Here is a 14,752-nt window from a genome sequence, read left to right as displayed (position 1 = left end):
AATTTGTAAGGTAACAAACCATGGTCATGATTACAAAAGAACAGATATTACACGCTTTGAGTCACGTAGAAGAGCCCGATCTCAAGAAAGATTTGGTGACATTGAACATGATTCAAAATATAGAAATCCTACCCGACAAGATTAAGTTTGATGTCGTGTTAACGACGCCCGCCTGTCCTTTAAAGGGACATATCGAACACGCCTGTCGGAATGCTATTGGCCTTTTTGTAAGCAAGGAGGCTACTGTAGATATTAATATGACCTCGCGCGTTGTGGGTGTTGAATCTGCACAATTGGATGGCATTAAAAATATAGTTTTGGTTTCATCCGGTAAAGGCGGGGTAGGTAAATCGACTGTGGCGAGTAACTTAGCATTGGCCTTGGCGGAAAGCGGTGCAAAAACCGGTTTGTTGGACGCTGATATCTATGGCCCTTCCTTACCCCTCATGTTCGGGTTAGAAGGTACTCGCCCGGAATCCATTCAAATTAACGGCAAACAAAAAATAGCGCCGGTAGAAAAATTCGGATTAAAGTTATTATCTATTGGTTTTTTCACCGACCCCAACCAACCTATTCCTTGGCGTGGACCCATGGCAACATCGGCTATCAAACAGCTCTTTGGCGATGCACACTGGGGCGACTTGGATTATCTGGTTGTCGATATGCCTCCAGGCACAGGTGATATCCATATCACTGTAGCGCAGTCGTATCCTATTTCGGGTGCTGTTATCGTGACGACACCACAACAAGTTGCCTTAGCTGATACGATGAAAGGGATGGCGATGTTCCGCATGGACGGTATTCATATCCCCATCATTGGTATTGTCGAGAACATGTCGTATTTCACGCCTGCCGAATTACCGGACAACAAGTATTATATCTTTGGCAAAGATGGTGGAAAACGGCTGGCAGAAGACAACAATGTTCCCTTCTTAGGCGAAATACCGCTGGTAAAAGCTGTTGCCGATGCAGGTGACAATGGCTTTCCTATCCTTTTAGATGCGGATGAGCCTGTTGTCAACGCCTTTAAAGAAATAGCCGGCCGTACGGCGCAAGAATTGAGCATATTAGCAAATCAAGTGGGTTAAGCACCAAAAGCGCCATAATAACCGGCACCGATCAATGCCGCTTGGCTATTTAAAATAACACGGATAGAGACCTTTTCCAACAGTTGTTTCATATGTGCATTTTGAATGAACTGTTCCCGGAAAAGGTCTTTTTTCAACAACGGAAATATCCTCGGTGGAATCCCTCCTCCTAACCATAAGCCTCCTACAGCTTTATGCTTCAGCACCAGACTCGCCGACTCGCGCGCCATATAACTTACGAATAAGTCCATCGCCAAACTACAAGTCGCATCCAGCTCCCGCATAGCAGCATGGCTGATTACCGCCGCCGGGTTATCGTTATTTTTGAAGTTTTCTTTCAACCAAGTAGGTTCCTTGTGCCCTTTGGCATCGCGAAGGAATTTATATATCCGGTATATCCCCGGCCCGGATACCACATGTTCCCAGCTAATGATTTCATCTTCTTGCTGCAGATATTTCAATAGTTCCACATCGAGCTCTGTGCGTGGTGCAAATTCGCTATGGCCACCTTCGGTTGCAAATGGGCGATGGAAGGACCCGTCCCAAAATATACCAGCCTCACCCAATCCCGTTCCGGGAGCCAATACCGCCATATTGCCAGAGGTCGTGTCTGTACTTTCAAACAAGGGTATGGTATCTTCTGGACTTAATCCTACTAAACCATACGCTGTAGCTTCCAAGTCATTGATAATCGACACTTTATCCATATCAAATTCAGTTTTTAACGCCGTAGCATCCAACTCCCAAGCGAGATTGGTCAATGTGACTTTATTTCCCAATACAGGCCCCGCCACACCGATCGATAGCACATCTGGTCTATCATCCTTCTTTCCGGCAAGAAATTTCTGTAGAATTTCTTCAAATGTTCCCATCGAACGGGACCCGAATGTTTCTTCCCGTAGGAGGGAAAGTGCGTTATCGTTTACCTCAAAAACACCAAAAATCGTTTTAGTTCCGCCTATATCGACAGCCAAAATTTTCTTTCCCTTTTGGGAACCTTCCTCTTTGCGTGGCAAATAAAATCTATATGACATAGCTCCTTGATTGTTACGCTATAATACGAATATTTTCTAGAGGAAGCAACCGTGTTATCTATCTTATTAAAAACAAGTTTTTCTTAGCCATTATGTACTTATACATGTGCATGCCCGCACGGAACGATTAGATTTTGTTCCTTGACAAAGCGGCTATCTTCGGTGCATTGTTCATTTTGTCAGGGTAGATTGCGCATATGTTCTCTGAGTATTGGGCTAAGTACTGTGCCTTTGCAATGCATGCACGCAACAAGTCTATTTTGTAATGTGACATGTCGGTTATGTCACGCAACAAATAGGTTATGTAACGTGACATAGCCGACAGCTACATTGACTTGTTGATTATGTCACTGTACATAGACGTTAATTACATTGCGGTAGACGCTATGTACATGTACAAAATGGGGCTTTTGTGGACAAGCACGATTTTACCCCAATACGAAAAGGAAGAAAAACGATTTTTAATTGAGCATGCTAATAACGTTATCATCCCGTTTATCTTACATCACCGGATAACGAGTCAAGAGATTTATCAGTCTTTTAAGTCGGTTATTGATGCCATGCCAGATAAGTATCGGTAGCTGAGTTTTATTAAAGGGTTGGCGAAGTTGCGGAGTGGGAAATAAAGAGAGAAATGTAAAAAAGATATTTGCCAGCTTCACTATTCATTCGTAATTATTATAACTTCACAGGATTACAATCCGTGAATATCATAATATTACTGGATCACAATCCTTAAATATTATGATATTTCAGGAAATCATATTATGATAAATCGTTCTATTCCATAAGATACGGCAATATAATTAGTAAAAAAATATTAAACACTACCGATAACATTACTGGAATATATAGTGAAAAATCTTTTTTAAATAGTTTCATAACCAGCATAGCGACACTGAACAAGATAAGACCAATAATAGGTATGATACAAAGTTCCCATAATACGCCAAAGATGGTTACCATAAAACTTTCCGGCCACACCAAATACAATATCCGATTTAGAATCAAAAATACAGTGACTGCAATATGTAATCCAAACAATATTCTCATCATAAGCAATGTTTTTATTTGTTATCTCCCTATCATAAAAAGGTTAGGCTAATGATTGTTGAGGCACAGGATTATTATAAACCAAAGCATCAGGACTACTTATAATTAGTCCGTCGTTGGAAAATAACACATTTTCAACTGGGTACAAATCCCTATTTTCAATCACGGATTGACAAGATGAAAATATCATAAAAACCAATATTACTAATTTCGATAAAACAATAATTTTTTTCATAAAAATAAGGTTGTATAGATATAATTCATTAACATAGGAGAGTCTTGTTAACTCCCCTATGTTTTTATAACAAACACAAATTAATTATTAAATGGATCTGTGATTGCATCCAGCGTCAATTCAAACGTATTCGTTGGAATCTGTGTATCCGTTAACAAAATTGACTTAGGTCGATCTAGTGCATCCAAAGTAGTAATCACAAAAGTACGATTATTGAATGGCGTAGTAAACTGATTTAACCCTGCGTTCCAGTATGCTACTCCAAAAGTCATCCCCGTATAGGTATAGATAGATCCAGCAAGCGAGATTCTCACCTGATCTGTTGTTCCTGGAACCGGCACAAGGTTATGTGTTATCAGTCCTCCTATCGTATAATTGTTTAATAGATAAGACGTAACGCCAGAAAGGCCTGCGATTGAACCAATACTAAACTCATTCAGCTGCAAACCATTGGATTCGAGGGCGGTTCTCGCATTATCCCAATAAGTTCGTCCGGTCGGGCCAACTTTACTATACGCCATATACCACTCTTTACTAGCAAACCACAAATTCAACGGCGTCACGTCTGGCACAATCTTAAAAGTCGTATTATCATTAGTATAATAGCCATAAGGATAAGCAGACGTAGGTTCCACGAATTTTAAGGTCTTAAATGTTACACCTTCCATTTCCTGCTCCTCATAAAACTCCAATCCGTCCGGAACAACGCGAAAAGACATTTGCTTACCGCTAGCATCCTTAGGATTACGGAAAATGCGTATAGGAGAAGAGTAAGGTAAATCTAACATTTCCCCAGAAGCATCTTCCAATTTAAAAACACCAAACTGACTAAACCGAATAGCAGCTTCACGATATAAAGAAGCCTCCTCTTCAAAATTACGATCACTTAAGGGAAGCATTACAACCTCCGTACCGCTTTTCTTACCCTTCAGTACAACTGAATCCGGTGTCGCCGCCAAGACGATAAATTCATAATCTCCCTTCATTCCCGTATCATCGGCACCAATACCTTCCCCTGGAGGGGTAAAAACACCACCGTTATCCATTCCGGGTTCAGAAAACCAGTGAATTGCTTTATTATAGCCATTAAAAGTTAAAACAGGTCCCGAGTCGTGTACCACCGCGTAGGTGCTAGTTCCTGGCGTTTCCACAGCATCCGACGCGACGATAACTTGAGCATTGGATGAGAATTTGGTAAAAATGGTATATCCCCCAAACTCTTGATTATTGCTTGGATAAAATTTCATTACCCAGCCTTCTTTATTTCCCTGCAAAACCTCGTATGCATGAACTATCGCTTCGGTCATCTTAGCAGAGGCGTTCTGCTCGAAGATAGGGTCCTCTTCTCGCTTACATGCGAAGAAGAATAAAACAGGAAGCAAAAATATAAATATGATATATTTCAATTTCATAATAACCTAATTTAAAGATAACTGATCAAATTCAGGCAAAGCCTCTTGTCTACGCAATATCTCATCGCGCAACACATCTAGATCGATATTCCAAACCGTTTCGAAATAGGTTCGTACGATATCCAATTTCTCCTCGATTATTTCCATACCTTCCTCGCTTCCGCTACTGATACGCACCTCCCATTGCTCGGGAGTTAGGGTGATATAATAAGAATACGTTTCAACGAAGTCCTCATTAGCTTCTTTTGACGCATAAGGTGATATAAATCCATCTGCTGCTGCTCCTGCCACATCGTCACCTTCGTACACATCATTCCAAGCATCGCCTACATACCCTGATCCTGATATTTCCCTAAACGAGGCTGGATAATCCTTATTCTGATGCAGGATATGTGCAAACTCATGATGCATGGTATGGAAATAATACCGATTTAGAAAAGCAACATTCGTACTTCTTTCTTCGGTAAGTTGGTTCAATGCATACAAGGTTATTTTAACTCCTCCTTCCGCCGTTCCGAGCACCATGGTACCGTTGTTCCTGTATGCTGGGGAACCGATATAGTTCAACAGTTTCGGAAAATAGGCCCGAATAAAATCTTTGTTTCCGACAATCCTATCATAGGGTTCTATGCCTAGATAATGCAAAAGTCTCGTGATGCGCACGGCACTTTCGTAATTCGCCGGACTTAAATTGTAATCGTAATCTGATTCCGGTTCGACAAATTTATATACGATCGAAATGTTATAATCGTCGGTAAATTGATTTTGGATATAATTATCCAGTTCATTTTGTTCAATATCTAAATCTACTAAGATGCTTTCTGGGTCAAGCTTATCCTCCGAACACGAGCAAGCCATTCCGACAGCCAAAAAGAGGATACTTATTTTATTAAAGAAATTCATAATTATCTTGGATTAGGGGTTAAACCTGCTGCGATAACCTCTAATGGCAACTGTAAAGCCGCCCTGTTATCACGTGCTACTAATTTCGTTTCGCTTTCTACTGCGGCAACGGTGGTTCCCGACGTAATCAACCTACGCTCAACTTCGATACCATAACGCTTGACATCAAACCAACGAAGTCCCATATGCATGGTTTCGATCCGACGGATATACAGCAAGGCATGAAGCATGTTTTCTTGCGTTCCTGTTTCGACCGCAATCATCTCTGGATTAAAACGTTTCTTCGGTGTAGGATTACGAGCTGTAAAATATTCCAGGCCATCCGCCCATTCATTAATGCTCGTCACAGTGAAGGTCGCCGGTGGACTGGTAAGCGTATTATCAACCCAGCGTTTCATATCCACAATCGCTTCCTCGTAACGCTTCAGATGAATTAGCGCTTCCGCACGAACCAACATTGTCTCCTCGGTAGTAAATGGCGCGTACACCCCTCTGCGATAACCGGTACCTGCGGCAGGGTCCAACATCTCGAACTGATAGGAAACACGTGGTAACAAATGTTTGTCCAAATTGGTTCCTGCATAAACAAAAACCCGGGGAATATATGAATTGGCAGCGCGTTTACCATACGGTGATTCTGCCAACATGGTTTCGGTATTGCTGATAAATGCCCCGTGCGAAAAACGTGCTCCTGTATAAAAAGCACCAAAATATAAACCATGGTTAGTCCCCGCAGTGGCTAGCATCAAATTTGCCTTTATCGAGCTCCTGTTATAATAAATAGCCAAATCCGTCACTTCACCTACCGCATTGGCAGCGATCCCTCGGTTATCCCGCAATAAAGCCCTTGGATTGTTGCCAATAGCCGCTGTAGCATACGCAGCCGCCTTTTCCCAATCCCGTATATACAAACAAATTCTAGCTGCTAATGCGTTAGTTGCCCTAGAGTTCATATGATATTTAGGTGTGGATCCATAGGAAGAATCGTCAATTAATGGTAATGCTTCTTCCAGATCCCGTAGCATAAAATCATAGACTTCCTGGACCGTATTACGCTCATATTTGGGATCAAGCCCATCCTCGGGTTCCAACATATACGTCACCCCTAAATCGCTTGTTGCATAGTCTGGATGGTAATGTTGCGCAAACAAATTCACCAAAATAAAGTGGGCATAAGCACGTGCCGCCAAAGCTTCACCCCGTTGCGCATCCAAAGTTGACGGATTTTCAAATTCTTCAATAGCCGCCAAGGCTGCATTGGCACTACTAATCGCCGAATAACATGCCTCCCAAACTTGCTTTGGGCTATCGTTTGTATCTTCCGTCACATCCTGCCAACGGAACAATTGTTCCAGGTCCCGCTCACTATACGGATTGGTCGCGCCATAATCATCAATATTGTCGGAGGAGAATTCTGCCGACACTAAATAAGCAGTAGCCGGATATGCAGAGACTAAGATCTTATCTATTTTCTCTTCCGTGTCCAATTTTGCCCGGTTGTCCGGCATCTCGTCCAAAAATTTGCCACAAGAAGAAAAGCTAAGACCACCTAGAAGGGCTATTGTTATATATATTTTATTCTTTCTTTTCATTTCACTAAAACTTAAAGTTTACACTACAATCCCAAGCGGAGGGTCAGGGTATATTGTCTCGCCATTGGCGCAGCCACACCACCGGCATTTACGAACTCTGGATCCTGTCCATTGAGTTTCTTATCTGCATACAACAAAAAGAGGTTCGTTGCGTTAAAGCGCAAACCCAGTGAGTTCACCTTCCATGCACTTAACCATTCTTTCGGTAATTCGTAGGATAACGAGACATCTTTTAAGCGTATAAAATCTCCTTTTGCCACACGTACAGAGGAATAGTTGTAGGTATTGTAAGCAAATTCCAAATTCTCGCTGTATGCACGGTTCTGGCCTTTCGAGGCGATAATCGGCACATTCGTAAACGCTTCGTCGCCCGGAACCATCCAACGGTCTGCAAATTCCTTTGTCGAAGAAGCTAGATCATCATACTCATGATCGAAGACTGGATTCAAACGTACCACGTTACCAAAAGAATAGGTAAAAAACACATTCAAACCAATATTCTTATAGTTGAACTGGTTACCCCAACCACCAGTATGAATAGGATCTGTCGGCCCCTCATATTTCAGATAGTCAATTCTATCTCGCTCCTGGAAATAAATATCGGTAATCGTTTCTTCATTATCTGGCCCTAAGAAGATAGGCAAACCTTCGTTATTCAAACGAACAAAAGGAACAGAATGCAAGCCTCTCACCGGCCCATCTTCTAGCGCGAAACCTGTACCGGTTATGAGATCAAAAACTCTACTACGTGTATCCAAACGGGTTACTTTAGTCTTTACATTAGAGTAAATCAAATTTGACGTCCATTTAAAAGCCCTATCGCGAAAAATATTTCCGGTTAAACTTAACTCTGCTCCATGAGATTTCATATCGGCGACATTTCCCATTTTTGAAATAATTCCGCCTAGACCTTGGGTGTTTACGACACCAATCAGGTCGAAGTTGTTACGCTTAAACCAGTCGAATTCCATATTAATCCGATTGTCCAAAAAACCTATCGAGGCGCCGAGATTCAGTTCATGTTTTTTCTCATAGGTCAGCTCGTTATTTGCTAAATCTAAGATCTGTAGACCTGATTCTGTATCTCCAGCAGACGGACGCCACGGATTATAGGACGCATACACAGCATGTGAATTGGTCACATCTGCCGGTCCCCGATCCCCTGTCAAGCTATAGGAAGCTTTTAACATGAGATGTGATAACGTTGGTGTTAACTGTTCGAAGAATTTTTCTTCGTGCATATTCCATGCGCCAGATATGTTGAAACTCGGCATCCAGCGCGCGGAGGTCGCCTCTCCCAATTTATTGGCCCCTTCATACCGAAAAGTACCGTTCAAGATATACTTGCCTGCGTACGCATAGGTCAAGTTGGTGAAAAATGCGGCTTGCTTGTAACGTGTACTGGTCGGGTCGTTGTCTTTATTCCTGTTGACATGGAAATATGGCGAGTTTTCTTCTTGCCCCCTTTTAAACACCTGATAATCAGTAAAAGGGCTTTCACCAAGCTCATACTGCAAACCCCAACCCCTGAACCAGGTATTGTTTCTATCTGAAGCAGTAACCTCAGACCCCGCAAATACACTCACCGTGTGATCTTGATTAAAGGTTTTATTATACTGTGCAGTAAATCGGAATAATTGCTCAAACATCGTATAATCTGTTCGATTATAGATACCTCCTTCTGGTAATACGGAAATCGGCAATGCAAACGGATTATCCGGATCAGTATACAAGAATGGGTTTTTATCCCGTATTGTCGTATTCAAAGGATCCAGCCCTGCCCGATAAGCCATCGCCTGATTGGAAAGATCTTTCACGTAATGGTGCTGTGCGGTCGACTGATAGCGCACCGATCCAAAAGCACCAACTTCCAATTCGGGAATAATTTTCCACTTCAAGTCTCCTTGAAAACGCAAATCGGCTACATTGATATCCATGTAATTGTTTTCCAATTCATGCAGAATGTTAAACGGTGCATAATTACGGGTATAGAAAACCGCTGGATCAAGCGTACGTGAGGTGTTCATCGCATAAGCATAGGGATTGATGTCGAAATCGCGCTTCACTTCACCAAATACCACGTCCATACTTTGTCCCAAGGTTCCCGGGGCCTGCTGCTGGCGGTACGATCCATTTGTAATAATATTCAAGCGTAAGTTATCTGAAATGTTGTAGTTCGCGTTCAAATTACCCGTATACCGGTTAACTTTACTACGCTTCGTCCATCCAGGATCTACTAATGCACTAACGGAAGAATAGTACTGCGATTTTTCGGTACCGGACGACATACTTACTGCGTGATTATGCTGTAAACTCGGTTCGAACAATTCGCTAAACCAATCGGTATTCCGGTATTCTGCTTCGCGTAGAAAATCATTAACGTAGTGTCTACTCGTAAACAGATCGTTCGGGATTTCGCCGTTCTGAATTTTCCGGTAAAGATCACCATACACCCCACTATTATCGTTGGTCAGTACATCGGCAAAACGGATGTAGCCCTTATTATACATATCTTGATAGACCGACATTTGCTGCTGCGAGTTCATAATATTAAATTCACCGTAACGGGGTGTCGCACGCGTGGTATATTCGCCGGTATAGTTCAACGAGCTACGCCCGGCTGTTCCTTTTTTCGTCGTGATAACGATTACCCCCGCCATCGCTCTTGCACCGTATATGGAGGTTGCGGAACCATCTTTCAAAATCTGAAAGGATTCAATATCGTGCGCATTCAATCCAGCTACGGCAGAACTGATTAACGTTAAGGCGTCTCCAGAAGAAAGGGCATCTGCATTGACGTCGGCCACATCTTCTATAATGACGCCGTCAATAACCCATAGTGGTTTTGAGGCACCATAGATTGATGTCGCCCCACGCACGCGAATTTTCGGTGCTGTACCGAATGTACCCGTTACGTTTTGTACCGAGACTCCGGCCACACGGCCTTCCAATCCACGACTTGGATCAATTTGTCCACCGATCTGCGCAGCGTCGCCGGAAATTTGCGATGTCGCTCCGGTAAACAGACGACGGTCCACTCGTTGTCCCATTCCCGTTACAACGACTTCTTCAATCGCTTGGTCTTCTGCTATCAACTGCACATTCAATGTTCGTTGATTGCCCACAGGTATGTCTCTCGTCAAATAGCCAACATAACGGAACGTCAATATATTTCCACTGGGAACACTAATTGAAAAGTTACCGTTCTCATTCGTAGTAGTGCCTTGTGAAGTTCCTTTTATGCCAATGGAAACACCGGCTAGGGGCTCTCCGTTCATTGAAGTCACGCTACCAGTGACTATATCTTGCTCGCTAATCGTAGTCTTTTTCACAACCGGGGCAGTTTCCCGATAATTTACGCTAACTGTACCTGCGATAACCTTAAAGGAATAATTTGCTTCCGGCAACATCATGTGAAGTACATCTTCTACATCCGTTGCACGTACGTTAAGGCTAACACGCGATGATTTAGTGATCACATCGTCACTGTACAAAAACTTGAGGTTTGTTTGTTTACTAATTTGCTGAAAAGCGTCATCCAACTTCGCATTCTTTAATGATAATGACACTTTCTGTGCAGTTCCTTCTGCATAAGCACAGGTCATGAAAACCAGCAGGAGAAAAGTTGTAATCTTCATCGTCCGGATAATTAAGACAATAGACGGCATCCATGCTTCTTGTCGCCTTTTGTCAAATAAGAAGTAATTCATACATTTGAGTAATTGAGTTAATGTGTAAGGTTCATTGCTTTATTTAAATTTAACTTGATTTCAACAGGGGTGCTGCAACATCCCTGTTTCTTGTTAAACATCATTTGTTTCGTTTGTTGTCGTAAATTTCTATTTCATCATTGGTTCTTGTTTAGTGATTAATAATTTATTAGAGTTTAGTGTAAATTTTAGATCGCTGACAAATGCCAACATGGTCAATACTTCAGATAGATTGACATCCCGCCCGATTTCACCGGAATAAGTATTATGTAACACCACATCCTGTGATAAAGAAATATCTATATTATACCAGCGTTTCAGCTGGTTGGCAATATTGACAATATGATCATTCTTAAAATAGAAAACGTTATTTTTCCAGGCAAGATCTCGTTGTAAGTTAGTTGTTCTTACTTTTAAATCTCCATCGCTCCACTCCGCACTTTGTCCGGGTGCAATGACCACAGATCGTGCCTCATTAATTACCTTCACACTCCCTTCTGTCAATGAAGTTTTGACATTCTTCCCATAAGCAGATACGTTAAAATGTGTTCCCAATACACGAATATCAACTTCTTCCGTTTCCACAAAGAATGGTCTTTCCGTATCTTTTGTCACTTCAAAATAGGCCTCGCCTTTTAGATATACACGTCGTTCAGCATCTCCGAAATGCTCCGGAAACCGGAGTTCACTCGCGGCATTGACCCACACGGCTGTTCCATCCGATAAGGTTATCTTGAAGAAATTGGCAGCAGGAACGACCAACGTATGGAAAATGAGTTCGCGTGTAACAGACTCATTAGAAAAGTCTAATTCATTCTCTATAATAGCTGAACTCGAAGCGATATTAAGCGTATCGTCTACTTTCACCTCTTTACCATTTGCGAGGATGATTTTAGCTCCTAAAAGAGCTGGACTTACATCATCTGCCGCTATATGGAGCGCTTGAGCAGCAGCTTCTTTTTCATCGTTGATATCCGTCCTAAGAAACCATAAACATAAACTTAAAGAGCAAATGAGTGCAATAGTCGCTGCCACACGCCAAACAAACTGTTTTCTACGCTTTTTTCCACGCTTCTTTTCGATACGTTGCCAAGCAGACTCTTCATCCAGATTATCCAGCCAGTCTAGTTTCATGGACCTGCTTTGTGCAATGAGTTCATCAAACAAGAGCTTGTTCTTAGGATGAGATTGTATCCATATATCCAATGCTTGCTGTTCATGGCTGTCGAGCGGTTCATTTCTGAAATGCTTAGCAATGATATCGGCGATATTGAATGGGTTTGTATCCATAATTTAAGTTAAGAAACCTAAATTAGGATTTGGGGTGACAAGAAATTTATTTTTCTTTTTTTTAGAAAAAAAGAAACAAAAAACCTCGCCACTTAAAATTTTGAATGAGGGGATATTGCATACATAATATTTCTACATATTTCAAAATTTTATATGTGGCATCTCATGTTAAGGAGGGAATTGTGCAATTCTCACAATGTACTAAGCGCCAGCACAAACAGCCAGAAGTAATTGAAATTCAGCTTTTCGCGCAGGACACTAAGCCCTCGACGTTTTTGTGTTTTGATGGTATTGATGCTCACTTGTAATTCTTGGGCAATTTCTTCGTTGGAGTAGCCGTCGACATAACTCATCGTCATGATTTTTCGACAGCCATCTGGGAGTTTTTCTAATGCTTCGTGTACAGCTATTGTGAATTCCGCCCGAATAATTTGGTGTTCGTAATCGATGTCATCCGACTCCGTAAATACCGTACGTTCCCAAAATTTTCGTACGACTTTGTTATGGCGGCTTAGGTTGTATACAGCGTGCTTTACCGAAGTATACAAAAAAGATTTTATGGTGTTTTCATCATTCGCTAGTGTTGTTTTATTATTTAAGTAGGCAACAAAAGCGTCTTGTGCCAAATCTTCCGAAGTCTCTTTGTCTTGCACCATTTGCCACGCAAAATAACATAAAGCACGATAATGCTTTTTGAAAAGGAGCCTATCTTGATCTGTAGCTTTCATGGACAAGTCGCTTACAATTGAAAAAGGAAGTAAGTTAGTTGTAATTAAAAGCTAATATACAAATTTATATTTTGCATGCTAATTTTTGCAAAAATTCAGCCGCGTGTAAAAAGAACGACGAATAGATATAGAAATACACAACCCCATAACGGCTTTGCCGATATGGGGCTGTGTATACGCAGTCCATAATCAGTACAACGTCTTTGCCTGTTAATTATATCCTTTATTTTGTTCGTATACCCCGGGATTGATGTTTAACTCTGCCTGCGGTACAGGATAAATAATAAAGTCTTCGGTCATCGTATTGATGGCATTCTTGTCATCTTCCTCATCGGACCATCGATTCATAATCGACACTGCTTGTCCAGATCGCACCAAATCATGCCACCGTATTCCCTCACCTATAAACTCTCTTCTCCGCTCTTCCATTAAAAAATCCAAATTAACCGTCTGAACAGGTTCAATTCCCGCCCGTGTACGCACGGCGTTCACAACCTCTAGAACATCGTCCATGGTTCCTGGAGTCCCATGAAGGATACATTCCGCTCTCAATAGCAAGATGTCTGTATAACGCAACACAATAAAATTTAATGGCCAATCCGTCCAACGGGTGCCTTTTTTACTTGCATCTACAAACTTGACCAACATCGGCCGGGGATCGTATCGACCACCATCCGTAAATCCGAACTGCACGGATAGCGCTAGTCGTTTATCTTCGTCTGAATAAGATGAAAGCAAATTTACTGAGGGTGGGCGCACCATTACTCCTCCCGCAAACCCAGCAATTTGTTGTACATATCGGTCGGGAAGAAATAACGAAGGATACTCTGCCCCCAACCCTAGCCCACCAGATATATATTGAACATCAAATATAACCTCTTCATTATTCTCGTTATCGTAGTCAAAAATTTCCGCATAAGACGTCAACATACGGAATTTGTCACTCTGTATGACTTCATCTAATAGCGTTGCTGCTTCCGTCCATTCATTCATTCCTAACCCCGGCCCTTCGATACCATAGGTTTCTCCAGAACGCGTCATATGAACTAGTGCAAGTAACCCTTTCGCCGCGTAACGTGTCGCATGCCCAATCATTTGCCCCGAATACGATTCGGGTAAATGTTCAGCTGCAAACTTCAAATCATTTAAAATTAGTTCATAAACCGTTTCCACGGGGCTCCGTGCAATATTTTCAGCTTCTTCTGCTGTCATAACGCGATCAATAATGGGAACTTTTCCAAACGATTTTAGAAGGTCAAAATAATAAAAAGCGCGCAAGAATCGTCCTTCTGCCTCTAGCCTTACGCTTATGGTCTCATCTAAGACGGTTTCCCCTACAGCTTCTAGCTGCTCTAGTAACGTATTTGCTTTAAAGATTCCACTGTAATTGTCCGTCCAACAAGACTGCACCTTGGAATTAGAAGCCAAAGAAGGAGATAGATTATTAATATCATCCCAATAACGCTTGCCATCATCAGATACGCCGTATATATTATCCGACCGTGTTTCGGAAAGGTCTAACACCCGGGTAGGATACGATTTTAAATCGGCATACACCGCGTTAGTTGCTTGTAAAAAATCACTCTCTGTTTTATAAAAAACCATCGAAGTCGCGCTTGACGGTGGTATCAATTCTAATCTGTCGGCGCATCCTGACCATAGGACAGCACCCAGTATCGGGATAACTAAACGTAGTTTCATATCAAT

10 protein-coding genes are annotated in these 14,752 nt (G+C 41.9%); 2 read left to right on the top strand and 8 right to left on the bottom strand.

Annotation, left to right across the window (positions count from 1 at the left end):
- The first annotated feature begins 26 nt into the window (after positions 1 to 26).
- Positions 27 to 1,088 carry an Mrp/NBP35 family ATP-binding protein gene (locus H8B17_RS04050; protein ID WP_190307857.1) on the top strand — a complete coding sequence of 354 codons (1,062 nt, stop codon included), beginning with the start codon at positions 27 to 29 and terminating at the stop codon, positions 1,086 to 1,088.
- Here the strand turns inward: H8B17_RS04050 and glk are convergent.
- Entirely contained in the window at positions 1,085 to 2,122 is a 1,038-nt protein-coding gene (gene glk / locus H8B17_RS04045) for a glucokinase (protein WP_190307856.1), read from the bottom strand. The two genes, H8B17_RS04050 and glk, sit on opposite strands and share 4 nt — an antisense overlap.
- A gap of 344 nt (positions 2,123 to 2,466) precedes the next feature.
- On the opposite strand from glk, the gene H8B17_RS04040 reads away from it, so the two are divergent.
- On the top strand, positions 2,467 to 2,703 hold the full coding sequence (locus H8B17_RS04040; RefSeq protein ID WP_190307855.1) for a hypothetical protein: 237 nt from the start codon (positions 2,467 to 2,469) through the stop codon (positions 2,701 to 2,703).
- A 787-nt stretch (positions 2,704 to 3,490) separates the two neighbouring features.
- Here H8B17_RS04040 and H8B17_RS04035 read toward each other — a convergent pair.
- The 7 genes from H8B17_RS04035 to H8B17_RS04005 form a co-directional block, all read right to left on the bottom strand.
- Positions 3,491 to 4,822, bottom strand: coding sequence for a DUF4302 domain-containing protein (locus H8B17_RS04035; protein ID WP_190307854.1), 1,332 nt, complete (start codon positions 4,820 to 4,822; stop codon positions 3,491 to 3,493).
- Positions 4,823 to 4,828: 6 nt separating this feature from the next.
- On the bottom strand, positions 4,829 to 5,725 hold the full coding sequence (locus H8B17_RS04030) for a zinc-binding metallopeptidase (RefSeq protein ID WP_190307853.1): 897 nt from the start codon (positions 5,723 to 5,725) through the stop codon (positions 4,829 to 4,831).
- 2 nt (positions 5,726 to 5,727) lie between these two features.
- On the bottom strand, positions 5,728 to 7,317 hold the full coding sequence (locus tag H8B17_RS04025) for a RagB/SusD family nutrient uptake outer membrane protein (RefSeq protein ID WP_190307852.1): 1,590 nt from the start codon (positions 7,315 to 7,317) through the stop codon (positions 5,728 to 5,730).
- A 23-nt stretch (positions 7,318 to 7,340) separates the two neighbouring features.
- Positions 7,341 to 11,027, bottom strand: a complete 3,687-nt coding sequence (locus H8B17_RS04020) for a SusC/RagA family TonB-linked outer membrane protein (protein WP_190307851.1) — start codon at positions 11,025 to 11,027, stop codon at positions 7,341 to 7,343.
- 129 nt (positions 11,028 to 11,156) lie between these two features.
- Positions 11,157 to 12,317, bottom strand: coding sequence for a FecR family protein (locus H8B17_RS04015; protein ID WP_190307850.1), 1,161 nt, complete (start codon positions 12,315 to 12,317; stop codon positions 11,157 to 11,159).
- A gap of 191 nt (positions 12,318 to 12,508) precedes the next feature.
- Positions 12,509 to 13,045: an RNA polymerase sigma-70 factor gene (locus H8B17_RS04010; RefSeq protein WP_190307849.1), complete on the bottom strand. Its 537-nt coding sequence runs from the start codon at positions 13,043 to 13,045 to the stop codon at positions 12,509 to 12,511.
- A gap of 210 nt (positions 13,046 to 13,255) precedes the next feature.
- Complete coding sequence (locus H8B17_RS04005) at positions 13,256 to 14,746, bottom strand: RagB/SusD family nutrient uptake outer membrane protein (RefSeq protein ID WP_190307848.1); 1,491 nt, start codon at positions 14,744 to 14,746, stop codon at positions 13,256 to 13,258.
- Positions 14,747 to 14,752: the final 6 nt, after the last annotated feature.

Origin of the sequence: Sphingobacterium arenae, assembly GCF_014692505.1 — a bacterium.
Classification (GTDB): domain Bacteria; phylum Bacteroidota; class Bacteroidia; order Sphingobacteriales; family Sphingobacteriaceae; genus Sphingobacterium; species Sphingobacterium arenae.
This window is presented reverse-complemented; position numbering and strand designations above follow the sequence as displayed.

What these genes read in the sequence shown, in the direction of transcription:
- H8B17_RS04005 (WP_190307848.1), bottom strand. Translation starts at nt 14,746, where the DNA reads ATGAAACTACGTTTAGTTATCCCGATACTGGGTGCTGTCCTATGGTCA.
- H8B17_RS04020 (WP_190307851.1), bottom strand. Translation starts at nt 11,027, where the DNA reads ATGAATTACTTCTTATTTGACAAAAGGCGACAAGAAGCATGGATGCCG.
- H8B17_RS04025 (WP_190307852.1), bottom strand. Translation starts at nt 7,317, where the DNA reads ATGAAAAGAAAGAATAAAATATATATAACAATAGCCCTTCTAGGTGGT.
- H8B17_RS04010 (WP_190307849.1), bottom strand. Translation starts at nt 13,045, where the DNA reads ATGAAAGCTACAGATCAAGATAGGCTCCTTTTCAAAAAGCATTATCGT.
- H8B17_RS04035 (WP_190307854.1), bottom strand. Translation starts at nt 4,822, where the DNA reads ATGAAATTGAAATATATCATATTTATATTTTTGCTTCCTGTTTTATTC.
- H8B17_RS04015 (WP_190307850.1), bottom strand. Translation starts at nt 12,317, where the DNA reads ATGGATACAAACCCATTCAATATCGCCGATATCATTGCTAAGCATTTC.
- H8B17_RS04030 (WP_190307853.1), bottom strand. Translation starts at nt 5,725, where the DNA reads ATGAATTTCTTTAATAAAATAAGTATCCTCTTTTTGGCTGTCGGAATG.
- H8B17_RS04050 (WP_190307857.1), top strand. Translation starts at nt 27, where the DNA reads ATGATTACAAAAGAACAGATATTACACGCTTTGAGTCACGTAGAAGAG.
- H8B17_RS04040 (WP_190307855.1), top strand. Translation starts at nt 2,467, where the DNA reads ATGTCACTGTACATAGACGTTAATTACATTGCGGTAGACGCTATGTAC.
- glk (WP_190307856.1), bottom strand. Translation starts at nt 2,122, where the DNA reads ATGTCATATAGATTTTATTTGCCACGCAAAGAGGAAGGTTCCCAAAAG.